Annotated in this window: 14 protein-coding genes and 1 pseudogene; 7 read left to right on the forward strand and 8 right to left on the reverse strand. The window is 73.6% G+C overall.

What is annotated here, in order from left to right; translation table 11 throughout:
- Positions 1-113: 113 nt before the first annotated feature.
- Together ACLQ27_RS09285 and ACLQ27_RS09290 are read left to right on the forward strand one after the other, a co-directional pair.
- Complete coding sequence (locus ACLQ27_RS09285; RefSeq protein ID WP_425866352.1) at positions 114-959, forward strand: MmpS family transport accessory protein; 846 nt, start codon at positions 114-116, stop codon at positions 957-959.
- Positions 960-999: 40 nt separating this feature from the next.
- Entirely contained in the window at positions 1,000-2,190 is a 1,191-nt protein-coding gene (locus tag ACLQ27_RS09290) for a pyridoxal phosphate-dependent aminotransferase (RefSeq protein ID WP_357574595.1), read from the forward strand.
- Between the two features lie 30 nt (positions 2,191-2,220).
- Here the strand turns inward: ACLQ27_RS09290 and glmM are convergent, their stop codons facing one another.
- The 7 genes from glmM to ACLQ27_RS09325 all read right to left on the reverse strand — a co-directional run bounded on the left by glmM (position 2,221) and on the right by ACLQ27_RS09325 (position 7,680).
- A complete protein-coding gene (glmM, locus tag ACLQ27_RS09295) occupies positions 2,221-3,579 on the reverse strand; it encodes a phosphoglucosamine mutase (protein ID WP_357494444.1) in 1,359 nt (452 codons plus the stop codon).
- Positions 3,580-3,696: 117 nt separating this feature from the next.
- Entirely contained in the window at positions 3,697-4,173 is a 477-nt protein-coding gene (gene rpsI / locus ACLQ27_RS09300; protein WP_234589289.1) for a 30S ribosomal protein S9, read from the reverse strand.
- A 20-nt stretch (positions 4,174-4,193) separates the two neighbouring features.
- Entirely contained in the window at positions 4,194-4,637 is a 444-nt protein-coding gene (rplM, locus tag ACLQ27_RS09305; RefSeq protein ID WP_007465158.1) for a 50S ribosomal protein L13, read from the reverse strand.
- A 209-nt stretch (positions 4,638-4,846) separates the two neighbouring features.
- Positions 4,847-6,229, reverse strand: coding sequence for a nitrate/nitrite transporter (locus ACLQ27_RS09310; RefSeq protein WP_357494446.1), 1,383 nt, complete (start codon positions 6,227-6,229; stop codon positions 4,847-4,849).
- 131 nt (positions 6,230-6,360) lie between these two features.
- Entirely contained in the window at positions 6,361-6,654 is a 294-nt protein-coding gene (locus ACLQ27_RS09315; RefSeq protein WP_234589287.1) for a hypothetical protein, read from the reverse strand.
- A complete protein-coding gene (locus tag ACLQ27_RS09320; RefSeq protein WP_234589286.1) occupies positions 6,644-6,931 on the reverse strand; it encodes a DUF6364 family protein in 288 nt (95 codons plus the stop codon). The genes ACLQ27_RS09315 and ACLQ27_RS09320 overlap by 11 nt, the downstream gene beginning before the upstream one ends.
- 53 nt (positions 6,932-6,984) lie before the next feature.
- Positions 6,985-7,680, reverse strand: a complete 696-nt coding sequence (locus ACLQ27_RS09325; protein ID WP_357494449.1) for a class I SAM-dependent methyltransferase — start codon at positions 7,678-7,680, stop codon at positions 6,985-6,987.
- A gap of 236 nt (positions 7,681-7,916) precedes the next feature.
- On the opposite strand from ACLQ27_RS09325, the gene ACLQ27_RS09330 reads away from it, so the two are divergent.
- From ACLQ27_RS09330 to ACLQ27_RS09350, 5 genes are read left to right on the forward strand one after another with little or no spacing between them, the layout of a single operon-like run.
- On the forward strand, positions 7,917-10,037 hold the full coding sequence (locus ACLQ27_RS09330; RefSeq protein WP_425866356.1) for a molybdopterin oxidoreductase family protein: 2,121 nt from the start codon (positions 7,917-7,919) through the stop codon (positions 10,035-10,037).
- The gene (locus ACLQ27_RS09335) at positions 10,034-11,473 is read left to right on the forward strand and encodes an FAD-dependent oxidoreductase (RefSeq protein WP_357494453.1); all 1,440 of its coding nucleotides are present in this window, start codon (positions 10,034-10,036) and stop codon (positions 11,471-11,473) included. The genes ACLQ27_RS09330 and ACLQ27_RS09335 overlap by 4 nt, the downstream gene beginning before the upstream one ends.
- A complete protein-coding gene (gene nirB, locus ACLQ27_RS09340; RefSeq protein WP_357494455.1) occupies positions 11,470-14,004 on the forward strand; it encodes a nitrite reductase large subunit NirB in 2,535 nt (844 codons plus the stop codon). The genes ACLQ27_RS09335 and nirB overlap by 4 nt, the downstream gene beginning before the upstream one ends.
- Positions 14,001-14,348 carry a nitrite reductase small subunit NirD gene (gene nirD, locus ACLQ27_RS09345; RefSeq protein WP_234589281.1) on the forward strand — a complete coding sequence of 116 codons (348 nt, stop codon included), beginning with the start codon at positions 14,001-14,003 and terminating at the stop codon, positions 14,346-14,348. Before nirB ends, nirD begins: the two co-directional genes overlap by 4 nt.
- A complete protein-coding gene (locus ACLQ27_RS09350) occupies positions 14,348-15,436 on the forward strand; it encodes a uroporphyrinogen-III synthase (protein WP_234589280.1) in 1,089 nt (362 codons plus the stop codon). The genes nirD and ACLQ27_RS09350 overlap by 1 nt, the downstream gene beginning before the upstream one ends.
- A gap of 43 nt (positions 15,437-15,479) precedes the next feature.
- Here ACLQ27_RS09350 and ACLQ27_RS09355 read toward each other — a convergent pair.
- Positions 15,480-15,699 (reverse strand): annotated as a pseudogene (locus tag ACLQ27_RS09355) (ATP-binding protein); the annotation flags it as partial.

Below are 15,699 nucleotides of genomic sequence, written 5' to 3' on the forward strand. Positions count from 1 at the left end.
CGCCCGAGGCGTCCCCGACGCCACCCCCGGAACCAACCCCTACGCCGCCGGATCCGACTGCGGGACAGCCGCCGACGCCGCCGTCCGAGTGGGCCGCGCCGGGCTCCTTCCCGATGCCCGATCCACTGGCTCCGGGCCAGCCCTGGGCGCCGCCGGCGCCGTGGACACCCGCGTCGCCCTCGGCGCCGTGGACACCCGATCCCGCCGGAACCGGGTGGACGCCCACCGCGGCGACCCCCTGGCCACCACCCCCGTCACCGGAGCCCACGCCGGCCGGCTATCCGCAGCCCGGCTATCCGCAGCCGGGTTACCCGCCGCCGGGCTATCTCTACCCCGGCTATCCGCCGCCGGGCTACCCGCCGCCGGGCTACCCGCCGCCGGGCTATCTCTACCCGGGCTATCCGCCGCCCGGCCGGCCCTCCGGCAACGGTCGGGTGGTCGGGATCGTCGCCGCTGTCGTCGCGGCGCTCGTCCTCGGCGCCTGCGGCTGCTTCTGCGTGGGCGGACCCCTGCTCGGCCAACTGCTCCCGGACACGGTGGCCGAGGACCCGTACGACACCGGCCCCTTCGACGACGACGGCTGGCCGCCGAGCGCCGCGCCGGAGCCCACCGCGCCCACCGATCCCGAGACCACCACCGCGACGCCCACCAAGAAACCGATCACGCGCCCCACGTCGGGGCCCGCGCCGGTGACAGTGGTCTACCAGGTGTCCGGCGCGGGTGAGGCGGACATCGCCTACTACGACGCCGAGAGTGACCTCATCCACGTCGACAGCGCGAAGCTGCCCTGGCGTACGACGATCCGCACCAACGGCCAGAGCCGGATCATGGTGGAGGCGACCTGGCCCGACGGCGTGGCCGAGAAGCCCCTCGACTGCACGATCACGATCACCGGCGTCGGAAAGCCGGTGATCGACAAGAGCCAGGGGTACTGGATGACCCGCTGTGAGCCCGAGTGAGGCTGGGGTTGCGCCGGCGGGTGCCCGTAGGCTGGCGCAGGTGACGACGAGCACCGATGTCGACCCGCTGGTGGCCCGGATGCGGCCCTTCGGCACGACGATCTTCGCCGAGATGTCCGCCCTCGCCGTCCGGACCGGGGCGGTCAACCTGGGCCAGGGCTTCCCGGACACGGACGGCCCGCCGGAGATGCTCGCCGCCGCCGCCGAGGCGCTGCGCGGCGGGCACAACCAGTACCCGCCCGGCCCGGGGATACCCGCCCTGCGCGCGGCCGTCGCGGCCCATCAGCGGCGGTTCCACGACCTGTCGTACGACCCGGACGGCGAGATCGTGATCACGGCGGGCGCGACCGAGGCGGTGGCGGCCAGCATCCTCGCGCTGTGCGAGCCGGGCGACGAGGTGGTCTGCTTCGAGCCGTACTACGACTCGTACGCCGCCTCGATCGCGCTTGCCGGCGCGGTCCGGCGGCCGGTCACGCTGCGTCCCGCCGCGGACGGTCGGTACGCGTTCGACCCGGCGGCGCTGCGGGCGGCGTTCGGGCCGCGCACCCGGCTGGTGCTGCTCAACTCACCGCACAATCCGACGGGCAAGGTGTTCACGCCGGCCGAGCTGGCGCTGGTGGCCGAGCTGTGCCAGGAGTACGGCGCGTACGCGGTCACCGACGAGGTCTACGAGCACCTGGTGTTCACGGACGCGTCCGGTCCACACGTGCCGCTGGCCGCGTTGCCCGGGATGCGGGAGCGGACGCTGCGCATCTCGTCGGCCGGCAAGACGTTCTCCTGCACGGGCTGGAAGGTCGGCTGGGTGAGCGGCCCGGCGGCGCTGGTCTCGGCGGTGCTGCGCGTGAAGCAGTTCCTCACCTACGTCAACGCCGCCCCGCTGCAACCGGCGGTCGCCGTGGCGCTGGCCCTGCCCGACGACTACTACACGGGCTTCCGCGACGGGCTCCAGCAACGTCGCGACCAGCTCGTGGGCGGCCTCACCGACGCCGGGTTCGAGGTGCTGACGTCGGAGGCGACGTACTTCGTCACCGCCGACATCACGCCGCTCGGCGGCTCCGACGGGGTCGAGTTCTGCCGGTCGCTGCCGGAGCGCTGCGGCGTGGTGGCCGTGCCGACCCAGGTCTTCTACGACGATGCCGAGGCCGGCCGACGACTGGTCCGGTTCGCGTTCTGCAAGCGCCCGGAGGTGTTGACCGAGGCGGTCACCCGGTTGCGCGCCCTGACCCGCTGACGCGCCGGGCGCGAGCCCCGGTCCACTCGACTACGACCCGACGGGGCTGGCCGTACGCACCAGGGCGGCGATCCGCTCGGCGACCTCGCGGGCGGTCGCCTCGGTGGCGGCCTCGACCATCACCCGGACCAGGGGCTCGGTGCCCGACGGGCGCAGCAGCACCCGGCCGGTCTCGCCCAGCTCCGCCTCGGCCCGCTCGACCTCGGCGCGGACGGCCGGCGCGTTCGCCCCGACGGTACGGTCGCCGACCGGCACGTTGATCAGCACCTGCGGCAGCTTGGTGACCACCGAGGCCAGCTCGGCGAGGGTCTTGCCGGTCGCGGCCATCCGGGCCATCAGGTGCAGGCCGGTGAGGACCCCGTCGCCGGTGGTGGCGTGCGCGGGCATGACGATGTGGCCGCTCTGCTCGCCGCCGAGCGCCAACTCCGAGGCGCGCAGCTCCTCCAGCACGTACCGGTCGCCGACCTTGGTCTCGATCAGCCGGATGCCCTGCGCGGACATCGCCAACCGCAGGCCGAGGTTGCTCATCACGGTGGCCACCAGGGTGTCCTGGGTGAGCGTGCCGGCGTCGCGCATGGCCAGCGCGAGGATCGCCATCACCTGATCGCCGTCGACCTCGTCGCCGTCGGCGGTGACCGCCAGGCAGCGGTCGGCGTCACCGTCGTGGGCGATGCCCAGGTGGGCGCCGTGCTCGACGACGGCCTCGCGCAGAGCCTCGATGTGGTTGGAGCCGCACTCGTCGTTGATGTTCAGCCCGTCGGGCTCGGCGTGGATCGCGATGACCTCGGCCCCGGCCTCCCGGTACGCGACGGGGGCGACCTCGGCGGCGGCGCCGTTGGCGCAGTCGACGACGACCTTGATCCCGTCGAGCCGGTGCGGCACGGTGCCGACGAGGTGCTGGACGTAGTGGTCCGCCCCGTCGAGCAGGTCGTGCACCCGGCCGACGCCGGCGCCGACCGGCCGGTCCCAGGCAGTGGTGGCGTTCGTCTCGACGGCCGCCTCGATCCGCATCTCGATCTCGTCGGGCAGCTTGTGGCCGCCGGCGGCGAAGAGCTTGATGCCGTTGTCCGGCATGGGGTTGTGCGACGCGGAGAGCATCACCCCGAGGTCGGCCTTCGACTCGGCGGTGAGGAACGCCACGGCGGGGGTGGGCAGCACGCCGACGCGGACCACGTTGGCGCCCGCGCTGGTGAGCCCGGCCACGACGGCGGCCTCCAGCATCTCGCCGCTGGCCCGGGTGTCCCTGCCGACAACGGCGAGCGGCGGGTGGCTGCGGTCCGTCTCGGCGAGTGTGTGCGCGGCGGCCACGGCGAGTGCGAGCGCCAATTCGGGTGTGAGATCCGCGTTCGCCCGCCCGCGTACGCCGTCCGTGCCGAACAACCGACCCATACCCGCCAACCTCCGATGAGCACTACCGAGAAGGAGAAAGCGGAACGGCCGGACCACCTCCCCGGTCGAGGGGAGGCGGACCGGCCGTCCGTCAGAAGTACAACGCGCTGGGAAAGATCAGCGCTTCGAGTACTGGGGAGCCTTACGGGCCTTCTTGAGGCCGTACTTCTTGCTCTCCTTGACCCGGGCGTCCCGGGTGAGGAAGCCGGCCTTCTTGAGGGCCGGGCGGTCGTCCGGCTCGTTGATGATCAGCGCGCGGGCGATGCCCAGCCGGAGCGCACCGGCCTGGCCGGTGGTGCCGCCGCCACGCAGGTTGGCGATGACGTCGAACTGCTCGAGCTTCTCGGCGGTGACCAGCGGGTCCTTGATGAGCTGCTGGTGCACCTTGCTCGGGAAGTAGGCCTCGAGGTCCTGGCCGTTGCAGGTGATCTTGCCGGTGCCCGGGACGATGCGGACCCGGACGATGGCCTCCTTGCGGCGGCCCACGGTCTGGATCGGCCGGTCACCACGAGGCGCGCGGGCGACGGGCGCCGGCGCCTCGGTGGCCTCAGGGGCTTCCGGGGCAACCTCGGTCTCGGTGGTGATGTCGGTCATGCTGCTTCCTTCGCCCGCGCTCACTGCGCGATCTGCTTGATCTCGAACGGCACCGGCTGCTGCGCGAGGTGCGGGTGCTCGGCACCGGCGTAGACCTTCAGCTTCTTGATCAGCTGACGGCCGAGCTTGTTGTGCGGGAGCATCCCCTTCACGGCCAGCTCGATGGCCCGCTCGGGACGCTTGGTCAGCAGCTCGTCGTAGCCGACCTGCTTCAGACCACCCGGGTAACCCGAGTGGCGGTAAGCGACCTTGGTCTGGCGCTTGTTGCCGGTCAGCGCAACCTTGCCCGCGTTCACGATGACGACGAAGTCGCCCGTGTCGACGTGCGGCGCGAAAGTCGGCTTGTGCTTACCACGCAGCAACGTGGCGGCGTGGGTGGCCAGGCGGCCCAGCACGACATCAGAGGCGTCGATGACGTGCCACTGACGCTCGATCTCACCCGGCTTCGGGCTGTACGTACGCACAGGTCTACCTTGTCTCGTCGTCGGTCTGGGGTCGCGCGCCGAGGTGACCAGATCTAGCAGGCCGGACCAGCGCGCACGAACGACCAAGCGTACCTGATAGGGCACGCCTCTGGATGTCGTACAACAGCAGGCAACGATACCCGGCGCCCCATCGGCAGGTCAAAACGGGGGTGGGATGCCGCGCGGCGACGCGCCGACCATGACCCGGATCACACCCCGGCGAGCCGGTGGGACCCCGGACGACGGTAGACGAACCAGGTCACCGCGAAGCACAGCGCGTACCAGCCGATGAACGCCAGGTAGGCGGCATCGGCGTTGCCGGAGCCGAGGAACGACTGGCGGAAGGCGATGTTGACCAGCACTCCGCCGGAGGCGCCGATCGCCCCGGCGATGCCGATCAACGCGCCGGTCATCCGCCGGGCCCACCGCGCGGCGGCCTCCGGGTCACGCGTGCCGGCGGCCACGGCGTCGGCCGCCCGGGCCCGGAAGATCGCCGGGATCATCTTGTACGTGGAGCCGTTGCCGACGCCGGAGAAGACGAAGAGGGCGAGGAACCCGGTCAGGTAGAGCCCGAACGAGCGCTCCCGGGCCGCGTACAGCACCGTGCCGGCGCCGATCGCCATCGCCACGAAGTTCCAGAAGGTCACCCGGGCCCCGCCGAGCCGGTCGGCGAGATGGCCACCCAGCGGCCGGATCAGCGAGCCCACCAGTGGCCCCAGGAAAGTCAGCCAGGCGGCGTCGACGGCTGTGGGGAACCGCTCGGCGAACTGGAGCTGGAGCACCTGGCCGAACGCGAAGCCGAACCCGATGAACGAGCCGAAGGTGCCGATGTAGAGCAGCGACATGACCCAGGTGTGCGGGTCCCGGGCAGCCTCGCGCAGCGCCCCGGGCTCGTTGCGCGCGCCGGGCACGGTGTCCAGCCAGCGGGCCGCCGCCAGCGCGGCCAGCACGATCAGCGGCAGGTAGACCGCGGGCACCAGCCGGGGGTACGCGGCCCCGGCGGTGGCCAGGACCGCCAGCCCCACCAGCTGCACCGCGGGCACCCCGAGATTGCCGCCACCGGCGTTGAGCCCGAGGGCCCGCCCCTTGAGCCGGGACGGGTAGAACAGGTTGATGTTCGCCATCGAGGAGGCGAAGTTGCCGCCGCCGACGCCGGTGAGGCAGGCGAGCACCATCAGCGTGGAGTAGGACACCCCCGGTTCCAGCAGCACAGTCATCGGCACCGTCGGGACCAGCAGCAGCAGCGCGCTGATTGTCGTCCAGCGCCGCCCGCCGAAGCGGGCCACCGCCAGGGTGTACGGCAGCCGTAGCACCGCCCCCAGCGCGGCCGGCACGGCGGTGAGCAGGAACTTCCCGGCCGGGTCGATGCCGTACGCGGGGCCGAGGAAGAGCACGGTCACCGACCAGAGGCTCCACACGGAGAAGCCCACGTGCTCGGCGAAGATCGACACCCAGAGGTTGCGGCGGGCGATGGGTGCGCCTGTCGTACGCCAGAAGTCGGGGTCCTCGGGCCGCCAGTCGTCCAGCGGGCGCCGACGCCCGGCGACGGCAGGTGGCTCGGCGGTGACTGCGGTGCTGGTGAGCGTGCTCACGGCGGCTCCTCCTCGTCGATGCGACGAGGAGGAACGCTAGGAAGGCGGGGTTACCTGGCAGTGCCCGTCACGGGTCGGCTCGGATACGCCTACCGCACCACGGGCCGGCGGCGGTGGTGAGGTCCGGTGGCTCAGAGCTGCTGGAGGATACGCAGGGCGCGGCCGACCCGGAGCATGGTGTCGGTGTCGGCGACGTCCACGCAGTCGGTGAACCACTTCTTCATCGGTGCGGAGATCCGGTCGGGCATCACCACGTACCGGCCCATCGGCACGGCGAGGGGCGAGTCGCGCAGGAGCGACTCCTCGACCACCTCGACGACGATCACGATGGGCACGTCGGTGGAGTTGTAGACGTCCGAGCTGATCACGAGCCCGAGGCGTTCCCGGGCGCCCTCGATGCGCCAGACCTCACCCCTACGCAGCACTTGGCCGTCCGCCGGAGAAGAGGTCGTTGACCATGCCGACCTCGCGGGCGTCGGCGAGGGCGGCGGACTCCAGGTCGAGGCCGGCACGGCCCACGGCGGCGGCGTGCGCGGTGAAGACCTCGCGCAGCGCCTTCTCGCGGGCGGCCTGGTCCATCCACGCCGAGAGGGACAGCCCTTCGCGCTTGGCGAAGCGTCGGGCCTCCTCGATCGTCTCGTCCGTGAACGACAGCGTCACCTTGGCAGTCATGCCGCTGAGACTACCCAGCGGTATGACCATCAGTCATCCACGCGCCGGCCGGCTCGTCCCCGGCCGCCGAAACGCACATACCGTCACCGGGCCCGGCCGCCGAACACGGCGAAGCGCCACTCCTTGACGTAGCAGTCGACGTCCACCAGGCCGGCCTCGCCGAGCCACCGGCACTGGTCGGCGACTGTCGCCGGCAGGTCGTGCCGCATCCGCTCCCGGGAGGCCGCGATCTCGTCGGGGGACGCGCCCAGCTCGGTGATCCGCGCCAGCCACACCTCGTCGTAGCGCCGGTCCAGAGCCGGCGTCGGACCGGCCACCTGCTCGGCGTTGACGAACACCCCGCCCGGCGCCAGCGCGGCGGCGGCCCGCCGGTAGAGCGCCCGCTTGCCGTCGTCGTCCAGGTGGTGGATCGCCAGCGCGCTGACCACCGCGTCGTACCGCCCGGGCGGCAGCTCGTCGGACAGGTCGGCGCGCACGCTCCGGTGCGGCACGCCCCGGTCGCGCAACTGTTCGGTGGCGCGGGCGAGCATGGCCGGCGCACCGTCCACCAGGGTCAGCCGGACCCCGGGCACCGCCGCGGCGAGCAGCAGCGAGAGCAGGCCGGTGCCCGCGCCCAGGTCCAACACCTCAGGTGTACGACCGGCGGCCAGCGCGGCGCGCAGTGGTGGCGCCGCCACCTCGACCGCTGCTCCGTAGAAGGTGTCGAAGCAGGGAATCAGCCGCCGACGCGCCTCGTCGTAGGTGCCCGCCACCGCGTCGAAGACGTCCGTCACGCTCATCGCCACTCCCATTTAGTGAGACAACTTTCCCACATACTAAGCGACGGGCGTGGGGTCGGCACAGCACCGACCGCTGGATGGGACGCGGGCGGCGCTCGCCACGGGCGGCGGACGGCAGGTCGGCGGACCGACCCACCCGTCACGTCCGCTGCCCCTGTGCGGTGTGAGCCCCACTTGACAGGACCGAAACAGAAGAGACCCGGACCGGAAACCGCCCGCCGGCACGCTTTCGGGACATGACAGACGGTGCACGGCCGGCAACTCGACCGGGGCGAACCCCCCGGGAGGTGGCGACGCACTGCCCGTACTGCGCCCTCCAGTGCGGGATGACGCTGCGCGAGGACGACACCGGGGTGAGCGTGCTCCCCCGCCAGTTCCCCACCAACCGGGGCGGGCTCTGCCAGAAGGGCTGGACGTCCGCCGAGCTGCTCGACCACCCGGACCGGCTGACCACCCCGCTGCTGCGCGACCCGGTCAGCGGCGAGCTGCGCCCGGCGACCTGGGACGCCGCGCTGGACCGGATCGCCACCGGCCTGCGCGCCATCCAGGGCAGCTCCGGTCGGGACGCGGTCGCCGTCTTCGGCGGCGGCGGGCTGACCAACGAGAAGGCGTACGCGCTGGGGAAGTTCGCCCGGGTCGCGCTGCGCACCCGCAACATCGACTACAACGGACGGTTCTGCATGTCCTCGGCGGCCGCTGCCGGCCTGCGCGCCTTCGGTGTCGACCGGGGACTGCCGTTTCCGCTGGCCGACCTCGGCCGGGCGGACACCCTGCTGCTGGTCGGCGCCAACCCGGCCGAGACCATGCCGCCGCTGGTGCGCTGGCTCACCGAGCAGCGCCGGGGTGGCGGCCGGCTCATCGTCGTCGACCCCCGCGTCACCGCCACCGCCCGCCAGGCCGACCTGCACCTGCAACCGCTGCCCGGCACCGACCTCGCCGTGGCCAACGCGTTGCTGCACATCGCGCTCACCGAAGGGTGGGTCGACCAGGCGTACGTGGCCGAGCGGACCAGCGGCTTCGACGCGGTCCGCCGCAGCGTCGCCGCGTGGTGGCCGGCCCGCGCGGAACAGCTCTCCGGCGTGCCGGCGGCCGACCTGGAGGCGACCGCCCGAGCGCTGGGCACCGGCGGCCGCGTGATCATCCTGACCGCGCGCGGCGCCGAGCAGCACGCCAAGGGCGTCGACACCGTCACCGCGTACGTCAATCTCGCTCTCGCTCTGGGCCTGCCCGGCCGCGAGGGCTCGGGGTACGGCTGCCTCACCGGCCAGGGCAACGGTCAGGGCGGGCGGGAGCACGGGCAGAAGGCCGACCAGCTCCCCGGCTACCGCAGGATCGACGACCCGGCGGCCCGGGAACACGTCGCCGGTGTCTGGGGTGTGCCGGTCGACGACCTGCCCGGCCCGGGCGTGCCGGCCTACCAACTGCTCGACTCGCTCGGCACCCCCGACGGCCCCCGCGCGTTGCTGGTGTTCGGCTCGAACCCGGTGGTCTCCGCTCCCCGGGCGGCCCGGATCGAGGGCCGGCTGCGCGACCTCGACCTGCTGGTCGTCGCCGACCTGCTGCTCTCCGAGACGGCGGCGCTGGCCGACGTGGTGCTGCCCACCGCGCAGTGGGCCGAGGAGGACGGCACGATGACCAATCTGGAGGGCCGCGTGCTGCGCCGACGGGCCCTGCGCCCGCCTCCGCCGGGTGTCCGGACCGACCTGGCCATCCTCGCCGACCTGGCGGCGAGGTTGGGCGACGCCGAGACGGCTGCGGCGCGGTTCCCGACCGACCCGGCCACCGTGTTCGCCGAGCTGCGCCGGGCCTCCGCCGGCGGGGTCGCCGACTACGCGGGCATCGACTGGGCCCGGATCGACGACGCCGACGGTGTCTTCTGGCCCTGCCCCAGCGCGGACGGGCCGGACACGCCACGGCTCTTCGCCGACCGGTTCGGCACCCCGGACGGCCGGGCCCGGTTCCACGCCGTGGACCACCGGCCGGCGGCCGAGGAGGTCTGCGCCACCTATCCCCTGCACTTCACCACCGGCCGGGTGCTCGCCCAGTACCAGTCCGGCACCCAGACCCGCCGGGTGGCCGCGCTGCGCCGCGCCGCGCCCGAGGCGTTCGTCGAGCTGCACCCCGACCTGGCGGCCCGGCTGGGCATCGACGACGGCGACCCGGTGCGGGTCACCTCCCGCCGGGGCGAGCTGCGCGCGCCGGCCCGCCTCAGCTCGGGCATCCGACCGGACACGGTCTTCGCACCGTTCCACTGGTCCGGTGCCGGCCGGGCCAACTCGGTGACCAACGACGCGGTGGACCCGATCTCCGGGATGCCCGAGTTCAAGATCTGCGCGGTCCGGGTGGAGAAGGCATGACGGCCCGGGTGGTGATCGTCGGCAACGGGATGGCCGGTGCCCGGCTCGCGGCCGAACTGCACGCCCGCGAGGGAGACCGGAAGGTCACCGTGCTCGGGGCGGAGCCGCACCGCGCGTACAACCGGATCATGCTCTCCACGCTGCTGACCGGCCGGATCGCCGAACCGGACGTGGAGCTGACCGAGGCCGCCGGGCACGGCATCGATCTGCGCCCCGGCGTACCGGTGACCGCTGTGGACCGGTCCGCCCGCGAGGTCCGCACCGGCGACGGCGAACGAATCTCCTACGACCACCTGGTGCTGGCCACCGGCGCGCGGGCGGTGGTGCCGCCGCTGCCCGGCCTCGACCCGACCGACCTGCCGCAGCGGGTCGTTCCGTTCCGGACCCTTGACGACTGCCGCCGGATCCTCGCCGTCGCCGACGGGGCCCGCAGCGCGATAGTGCTCGGCGGTGGGCTGCTCGGCCTGGAGGCCGCCCGCGGCCTGGCCACCCGCGGGCTCGCCACCACTGTCGTGCACCACACCGGGCACCTCATGGAGCGGCAGCTCGACCCCGCGGCCGGCGCGGTGCTCGCCGGCACGCTCGCCGGGCTCGGCGTCACCATCCAGCTCGCGGTGCCGGCGACCGGAGTCGTCGCCGACGACGCCGGCGTCCGCCTCGACCTGGCCGACGGGCGGTCGCTGCACGCCGACCTGCTGGTGCTCTCCTGCGGCGTACGCCCCGACACCGCCCTCGCGCAGGCCGCCGGGCTGACCGTGCGGCGCGGCGTGGTGGTGGACGACCGGCTGCGCACCAGCGACCGGAGCATCTCGGCGATCGGCGACTGCGCCGAGCACGACGGCGCGCTCACCGGACTTGTCGCACCCGCCTGGGCCCAGGCCCGGGTGCTCGCCGACGTGCTGACCGGCACCGACCCGCTGGCCCGCTACCGACCTCGACCCGTGGTGACCCGGCTCAAGGCGGCCGGGATCGACCTGGCCGCGATGGGCGACGCCGCGGGCGGCGGGCCGGGCGAGGAGCTGACCTTCGCCGATCCCGCCCGGGGCACGTACGCGCGCCTGCGGATCCGCGACGAACGGCTGGTCGGCGCGATCCTGCTCGGCGACAACCCGGCGATCGGCACGGTGATCCAACTCTTCGACCGGGGTCACCCGGTGCCGGCCGACCGGCGGGCCCTGCTGCTGGGCCGGGCGCTCGGCGGGGCCGGCGCGGCGCCGAGCGCGTCACCGGCGCTGATGCCGGACGCGGCAGTCGTCTGCCAGTGCAACACGGTGACCAAGGGAGCGCTGGTGCGGTGCTGGCGCTCCGGTGCACGAACGCTCGACGCGGTGGTGGCGGGGACCCGGGCCGGCACCGGATGCGGCGGATGCCGGGATGCGGTCGGCGGCATCGTCGACTGGCTGTCCGAAGCGGAATCGGTGGAGGTGACGCGATGAGCGGTCAGGACCTGGTCGTCATCGGCAACGGCATGGTGGGGCAGCGCTTCGTCGACGCGCTGCGCGCCCGCGACCCGCAGGGCCGCTGGCGGGTGACGGTGCTGGCCGAGGAGGGGCGTCCCGCGTACGACCGGGTGCGGCTCTCGGCGTACTTCGACGGGGTGAGCGAGGACGAGCTCAACGTGCACACCCCGCACGACGGCGTGCGGCTGCGCCTCGGTGAGCCGGCCACTGCCATCGACCGCGCCCGGCGGGTGGTGACCACCGCCGTCGGCGAGTACGGCTACGACGCGCTGGTGCTGGCCACCGGGTCGTACCCCTTCGTGCCGCCGGTGCCCGGCGCCGACCTGCCCGGCGTGTTCGTCTACCGGACCCTGGACGACCTGGCGGCGATCCGGGCGTACGCGCGGGGACGGCGGGTCGGCGCGGTGATCGGCGGCGGGTTGCTCGGGCTGGAGGCGGCGAACGCGCTGCGCCTGCTCGGCCTGAGCACCGACGTGGTGGAGTTCGCGCCCCGGCTGATGCCGGTGCAGGTGGACCAGGCCGGCGGCGCGATGCTGCGCCGCTACGTCGAGGAGCTGGGCGTGCGTACCCACCTCGGGGTGGCCACCACCGCGATCCGCGCCGGCGCCGACGGCGCTGTCGACGCCCTGGAGCTGTCCGACGGCCGCGTGGTCGACGCCGAGCTGGTCGTGGTGGCCGCCGGCATCCGGCCCCGCGACGAGTTGGCGCGGGCCGCCGGCCTGCCGCTGGGTCCGCGCGGCGGGGTGCTGGTCGACGAGACCTGCCGCAGCGCCGACGAGCACGTCTGGGCCGTCGGCGAGTGCGCGGCGGTCGACGGCACCTGCCACGGCCTGGTCGCCCCCGGGTACGCGACGGCCGAGGTGGTGGCCGACCGGCTGGTCGGCGGCGCGGCGACCTTCCCGGGCGCGGACACCGCCACCAAGCTGAAACTGCTCGGTGTCGACGTGGCGTCGTTCGGCGACGCGCACGGCACCACCGAGGGCTGCCTGGACGTCACGTTCACCGACCCGGCCACCCGGGTCTACGCGAAGCTGGTCCTCTCCGACGACGCGCAGACCCTGCTCGGCGGGGTGCTGGTGGGCGACGCCAGCGCGTACCCGACGTTGCGGGCCAGTGTGGGCGGTCCGCTGCCGGCCGCGCCGCTGGCGCTGCTCGCGCCGGACGGCGGCGGCGCGGACGCCGGGGCACTGCCCGCCACCGCGCAGGTCTGCTCCTGCAACGCGGTGACCCGCGGCGACGTGGACGACGCCATCGCGGGCGGCTGCGCGGACGTGCCGGCGTTGAAGGCGTGCACGCGGGCGGGCACCAGCTGCGGCTCGTGCGTCCCGATGCTCAAGCAGCTCCTCGACGCGGCCGGGGTCGCGCAGTCCAGTGCGCTCTGCGAGCACTTCGACGTCGGCCGGCGGGAGCTGTTCGAGATCGTCCGCGTGCGCGGGATCCGCACGTTCTCCCGGCTGGTCGCCGAGCACGGGCGGGGGCGCGGCTGCGACATCTGCAAGCCGGTGGTGGCGTCGATCCTCGCCTCGCTGGGCAGCGGGCACGTGCTCGACGGTGAGCAGGCGTCGTTGCAGGACACCAACGACCACTTCCTGGCCAACCTGCAACGCGACGGCAGCTACTCGGTGGTGCCCCGGATACCCGGCGGCGAGATCACCCCGGAGAAGCTGATCGTCATCGGCGAGGTCGCCCGCGACTTCCAGCTCTACACCAAGATCACCGGCGGGCAGCGGATCGACCTGTTCGGGGCCCGGGTGGAGCAGCTGCCGCAGATCTGGCGGCGCCTGGTGGACGCCGGCTTCGAGTCCGGCCACGCGTACGGCAAGGCGCTGCGCACGGTGAAGTCCTGCGTCGGCGAGACCTGGTGCCGGTACGGGGTGCAGGACTCGGTGGGGCTGGCCGTGGCGCTGGAGCTGCGCTACCGCGGGCTGCGCGCGCCGCACAAGCTCAAGTCGGCGGTCTCCGGCTGTGCCCGGGAGTGCGCCGAGGCCCGCAGCAAGGACTTCGGCATCATCGCCACCGAGACCGGCTGGAACCTCTACGTCGGCGGCAACGGCGGCTTCCGGCCCCGCCACGCCGACCTGTTCGCCACTGATCTGTCGACCGAAGCACTGATTCGACTGATCGACAGATTCTTGATGTATTACATCCGCACCGCCGACCGGCTGCAACGCACGGCCGGGTGGATCGAGGCCATGGACGGCGGCCTGGACCACCTGCGCGCGGTGATCGTGGACGACTCGCTGGGGCTCTGCGCCGACCTGGACGCGGCGATGGCCCGGCACGTGGCGTCGTACTCCGATGAGTGGCGCGACGTGCTGGACGACCCGGAGCGGCTGCGCCGCTACACCTCCTTCGTCAACGCCCCCGACGTGCCCGACCCGTCGATCACCTTCGCCGTGGAACGCGGCCAGCCGGTGCCGGCACGCGCCCTGACGACCACCCGTCCCGAGCCGGCCGACACCCGCCGGCAGCCCGTCTCACTCGGCCTTCCGGAGGTACGGCGATGAGCCACACGATCACGCTCGACTGGACCGCTGTCTGCCCCCTCGACCGGCTGGAACCGAACCGGGGTGCCGCCGCCCTGGTCGACGGCGTGCAGGTCGCCCTCTTCCACACCGTGGACGGGCTGTTCGCGATCGACAACCGCGACCCGGTCTCCGGGGCGTACGTGCTGTCGCGGGGCATCGTGGGCAGCCGCGGCGGAGTGCCGACGGTCGCCTCCCCGCTGCACAAGCAGGTGTACGACCTGCGCACCGGGGAGTGCCTGGACCTGCCCGGGATGGCCGTGGCCCGGCACGACACGCGCTGCCACGACGGGATCGTCGAAGTGCGGTTGCGACGGGAGGGCTGATGCGGGAAGAACTGGCCGGCTTCACCATCGGGGTGACCGCCGACCGGCGGCGCGACGAGTTGGCCGCGCTGCTCGAACGCCGGGGCGCCCGCGTGGTGCTCGCCCCGGCGCTGCGGATCGTGCCGCTGTCCGACGACACGGAACTGCGCGAGGCGACCCGCGCCTGCCTGGACCAGCCACCCGACATCCTGATGGCCAACACCGGCATCGGGATGCGCGGGTGGCTGGAGGCGGCCGAGGGCTGGGGGCTGGCCGAACCACTGCGTTCGGTGCTCGCCAGCTCGTACGTCGTCGCCCGGGGCCCGAAGGCACGCGGCGCGATCCGTGCGGCCGGGCTGCACGACCAGTGGTCACCGGCGTCAGAGAGCTGCGACGAGGTGGTCGATCACCTGCGCCGCCGTGGCGTGGCCGGGCAGGTGATCGCCATGCAGCTGCACGGTGAGCGGCAGCCCGAGTGCACGCTCGCGCTGGAGGCGGCCGGCGCCACGGTGATCGAGGTGCCGGTCTACCGCTGGGCGCCGCCGACCGACCCGGCACCGCTGCACCGGTTGATCGACCTGATCGCCGGCCGGCTGGTGGACGCGGTGACGTTCACCTCGGCACCAGCGGCGGAGGCGCTGTTGCGGGCCGCCGGGGACCGTACCGACGCGGTGGTGTCCGCGTTCCGCAGCGACGTGCTGGCCAGCTGCGTCGGAGCGGTGACCGCCGAGCCGCTGCTGCGGCACGGGGTGCCGGTGAGTGCGCCCGGGCGGGCCCGGCTGGGCGCGTTGGTGCGGACCATCGTCGACGAGCTGCCCCGCCGGACCGTGACGTTCAAGGCCGCCGGGCACCTGCTCACCCTGCGCGGACACGCGGCGGTGATCGACGGCGAGCTGCGCCCGCTCGCCCCCGCCCCGATGGCGGTGCTGCGGGCGCTGGCCCAGGCCCCCGGCCGGGTGCTGTCGCGCACGGCGCTGCTGCGGACCCTCCCCCGGGGCGCCGACGAGCACGCGGTGGAGATGGCGGTGGCCCGCCTGCGGGCCGGCCTACGCGCGCCGCGCGTGGTGCAGACCGTGGTCAAGCGCGGCTACCGGCTCCGGGTCGACTGACGCGTCGCGGCCGGCCCTGGTGTGCCGGCCACGACGCGGCGGTTCAGCCGACCGGCGTGGGGAAGCCCCTACCGTGCTCGGCCTGGAGCCGGAGCATGGCGTGCTCGACCACCGTCACCAGCACCTGCTTGACCGAATCCCGGTGCCGGGCGTCGGTCATCACCAGCGGCACCTGCGGCGAGATGGCCAGCGCCTCGCGGATCTCCTCCAACTCGTACTGGGGAGCGCCGTCGAAGTTGTTGAGCGCCACCACGTACGGCAGG

It is taken from the genome of Micromonospora sp. DT63, assembly GCF_049841615.1.
Classification (GTDB): Bacteria; Actinomycetota; Actinomycetes; order Mycobacteriales; family Micromonosporaceae; genus Micromonospora.

What these genes read in the sequence shown, in the direction of transcription:
- nirB (WP_357494455.1), top strand. Translation starts at nt 11,470, where the DNA reads ATGAGCGGTCAGGACCTGGTCGTCATCGGCAACGGCATGGTGGGGCAG.
- ACLQ27_RS09285 (WP_425866352.1), top strand. Translation starts at nt 114, where the DNA reads ATGCCCGATCCACTGGCTCCGGGCCAGCCCTGGGCGCCGCCGGCGCCG.
- nirD (WP_234589281.1), top strand. Translation starts at nt 14,001, where the DNA reads ATGAGCCACACGATCACGCTCGACTGGACCGCTGTCTGCCCCCTCGAC.
- ACLQ27_RS09350 (WP_234589280.1), top strand. Translation starts at nt 14,348, where the DNA reads ATGCGGGAAGAACTGGCCGGCTTCACCATCGGGGTGACCGCCGACCGG.
- rpsI (WP_234589289.1), bottom strand. Translation starts at nt 4,173, where the DNA reads ATGACCGACATCACCACCGAGACCGAGGTTGCCCCGGAAGCCCCTGAG.
- ACLQ27_RS09335 (WP_357494453.1), top strand. Translation starts at nt 10,034, where the DNA reads ATGACGGCCCGGGTGGTGATCGTCGGCAACGGGATGGCCGGTGCCCGG.
- glmM (WP_357494444.1), bottom strand. Translation starts at nt 3,579, where the DNA reads ATGGGTCGGTTGTTCGGCACGGACGGCGTACGCGGGCGGGCGAACGCG.
- ACLQ27_RS09325 (WP_357494449.1), bottom strand. Translation starts at nt 7,680, where the DNA reads ATGAGCGTGACGGACGTCTTCGACGCGGTGGCGGGCACCTACGACGAG.
- ACLQ27_RS09330 (WP_425866356.1), top strand. Translation starts at nt 7,917, where the DNA reads ATGACAGACGGTGCACGGCCGGCAACTCGACCGGGGCGAACCCCCCGG.
- ACLQ27_RS09320 (WP_234589286.1), bottom strand. Translation starts at nt 6,931, where the DNA reads ATGGTCATACCGCTGGGTAGTCTCAGCGGCATGACTGCCAAGGTGACG.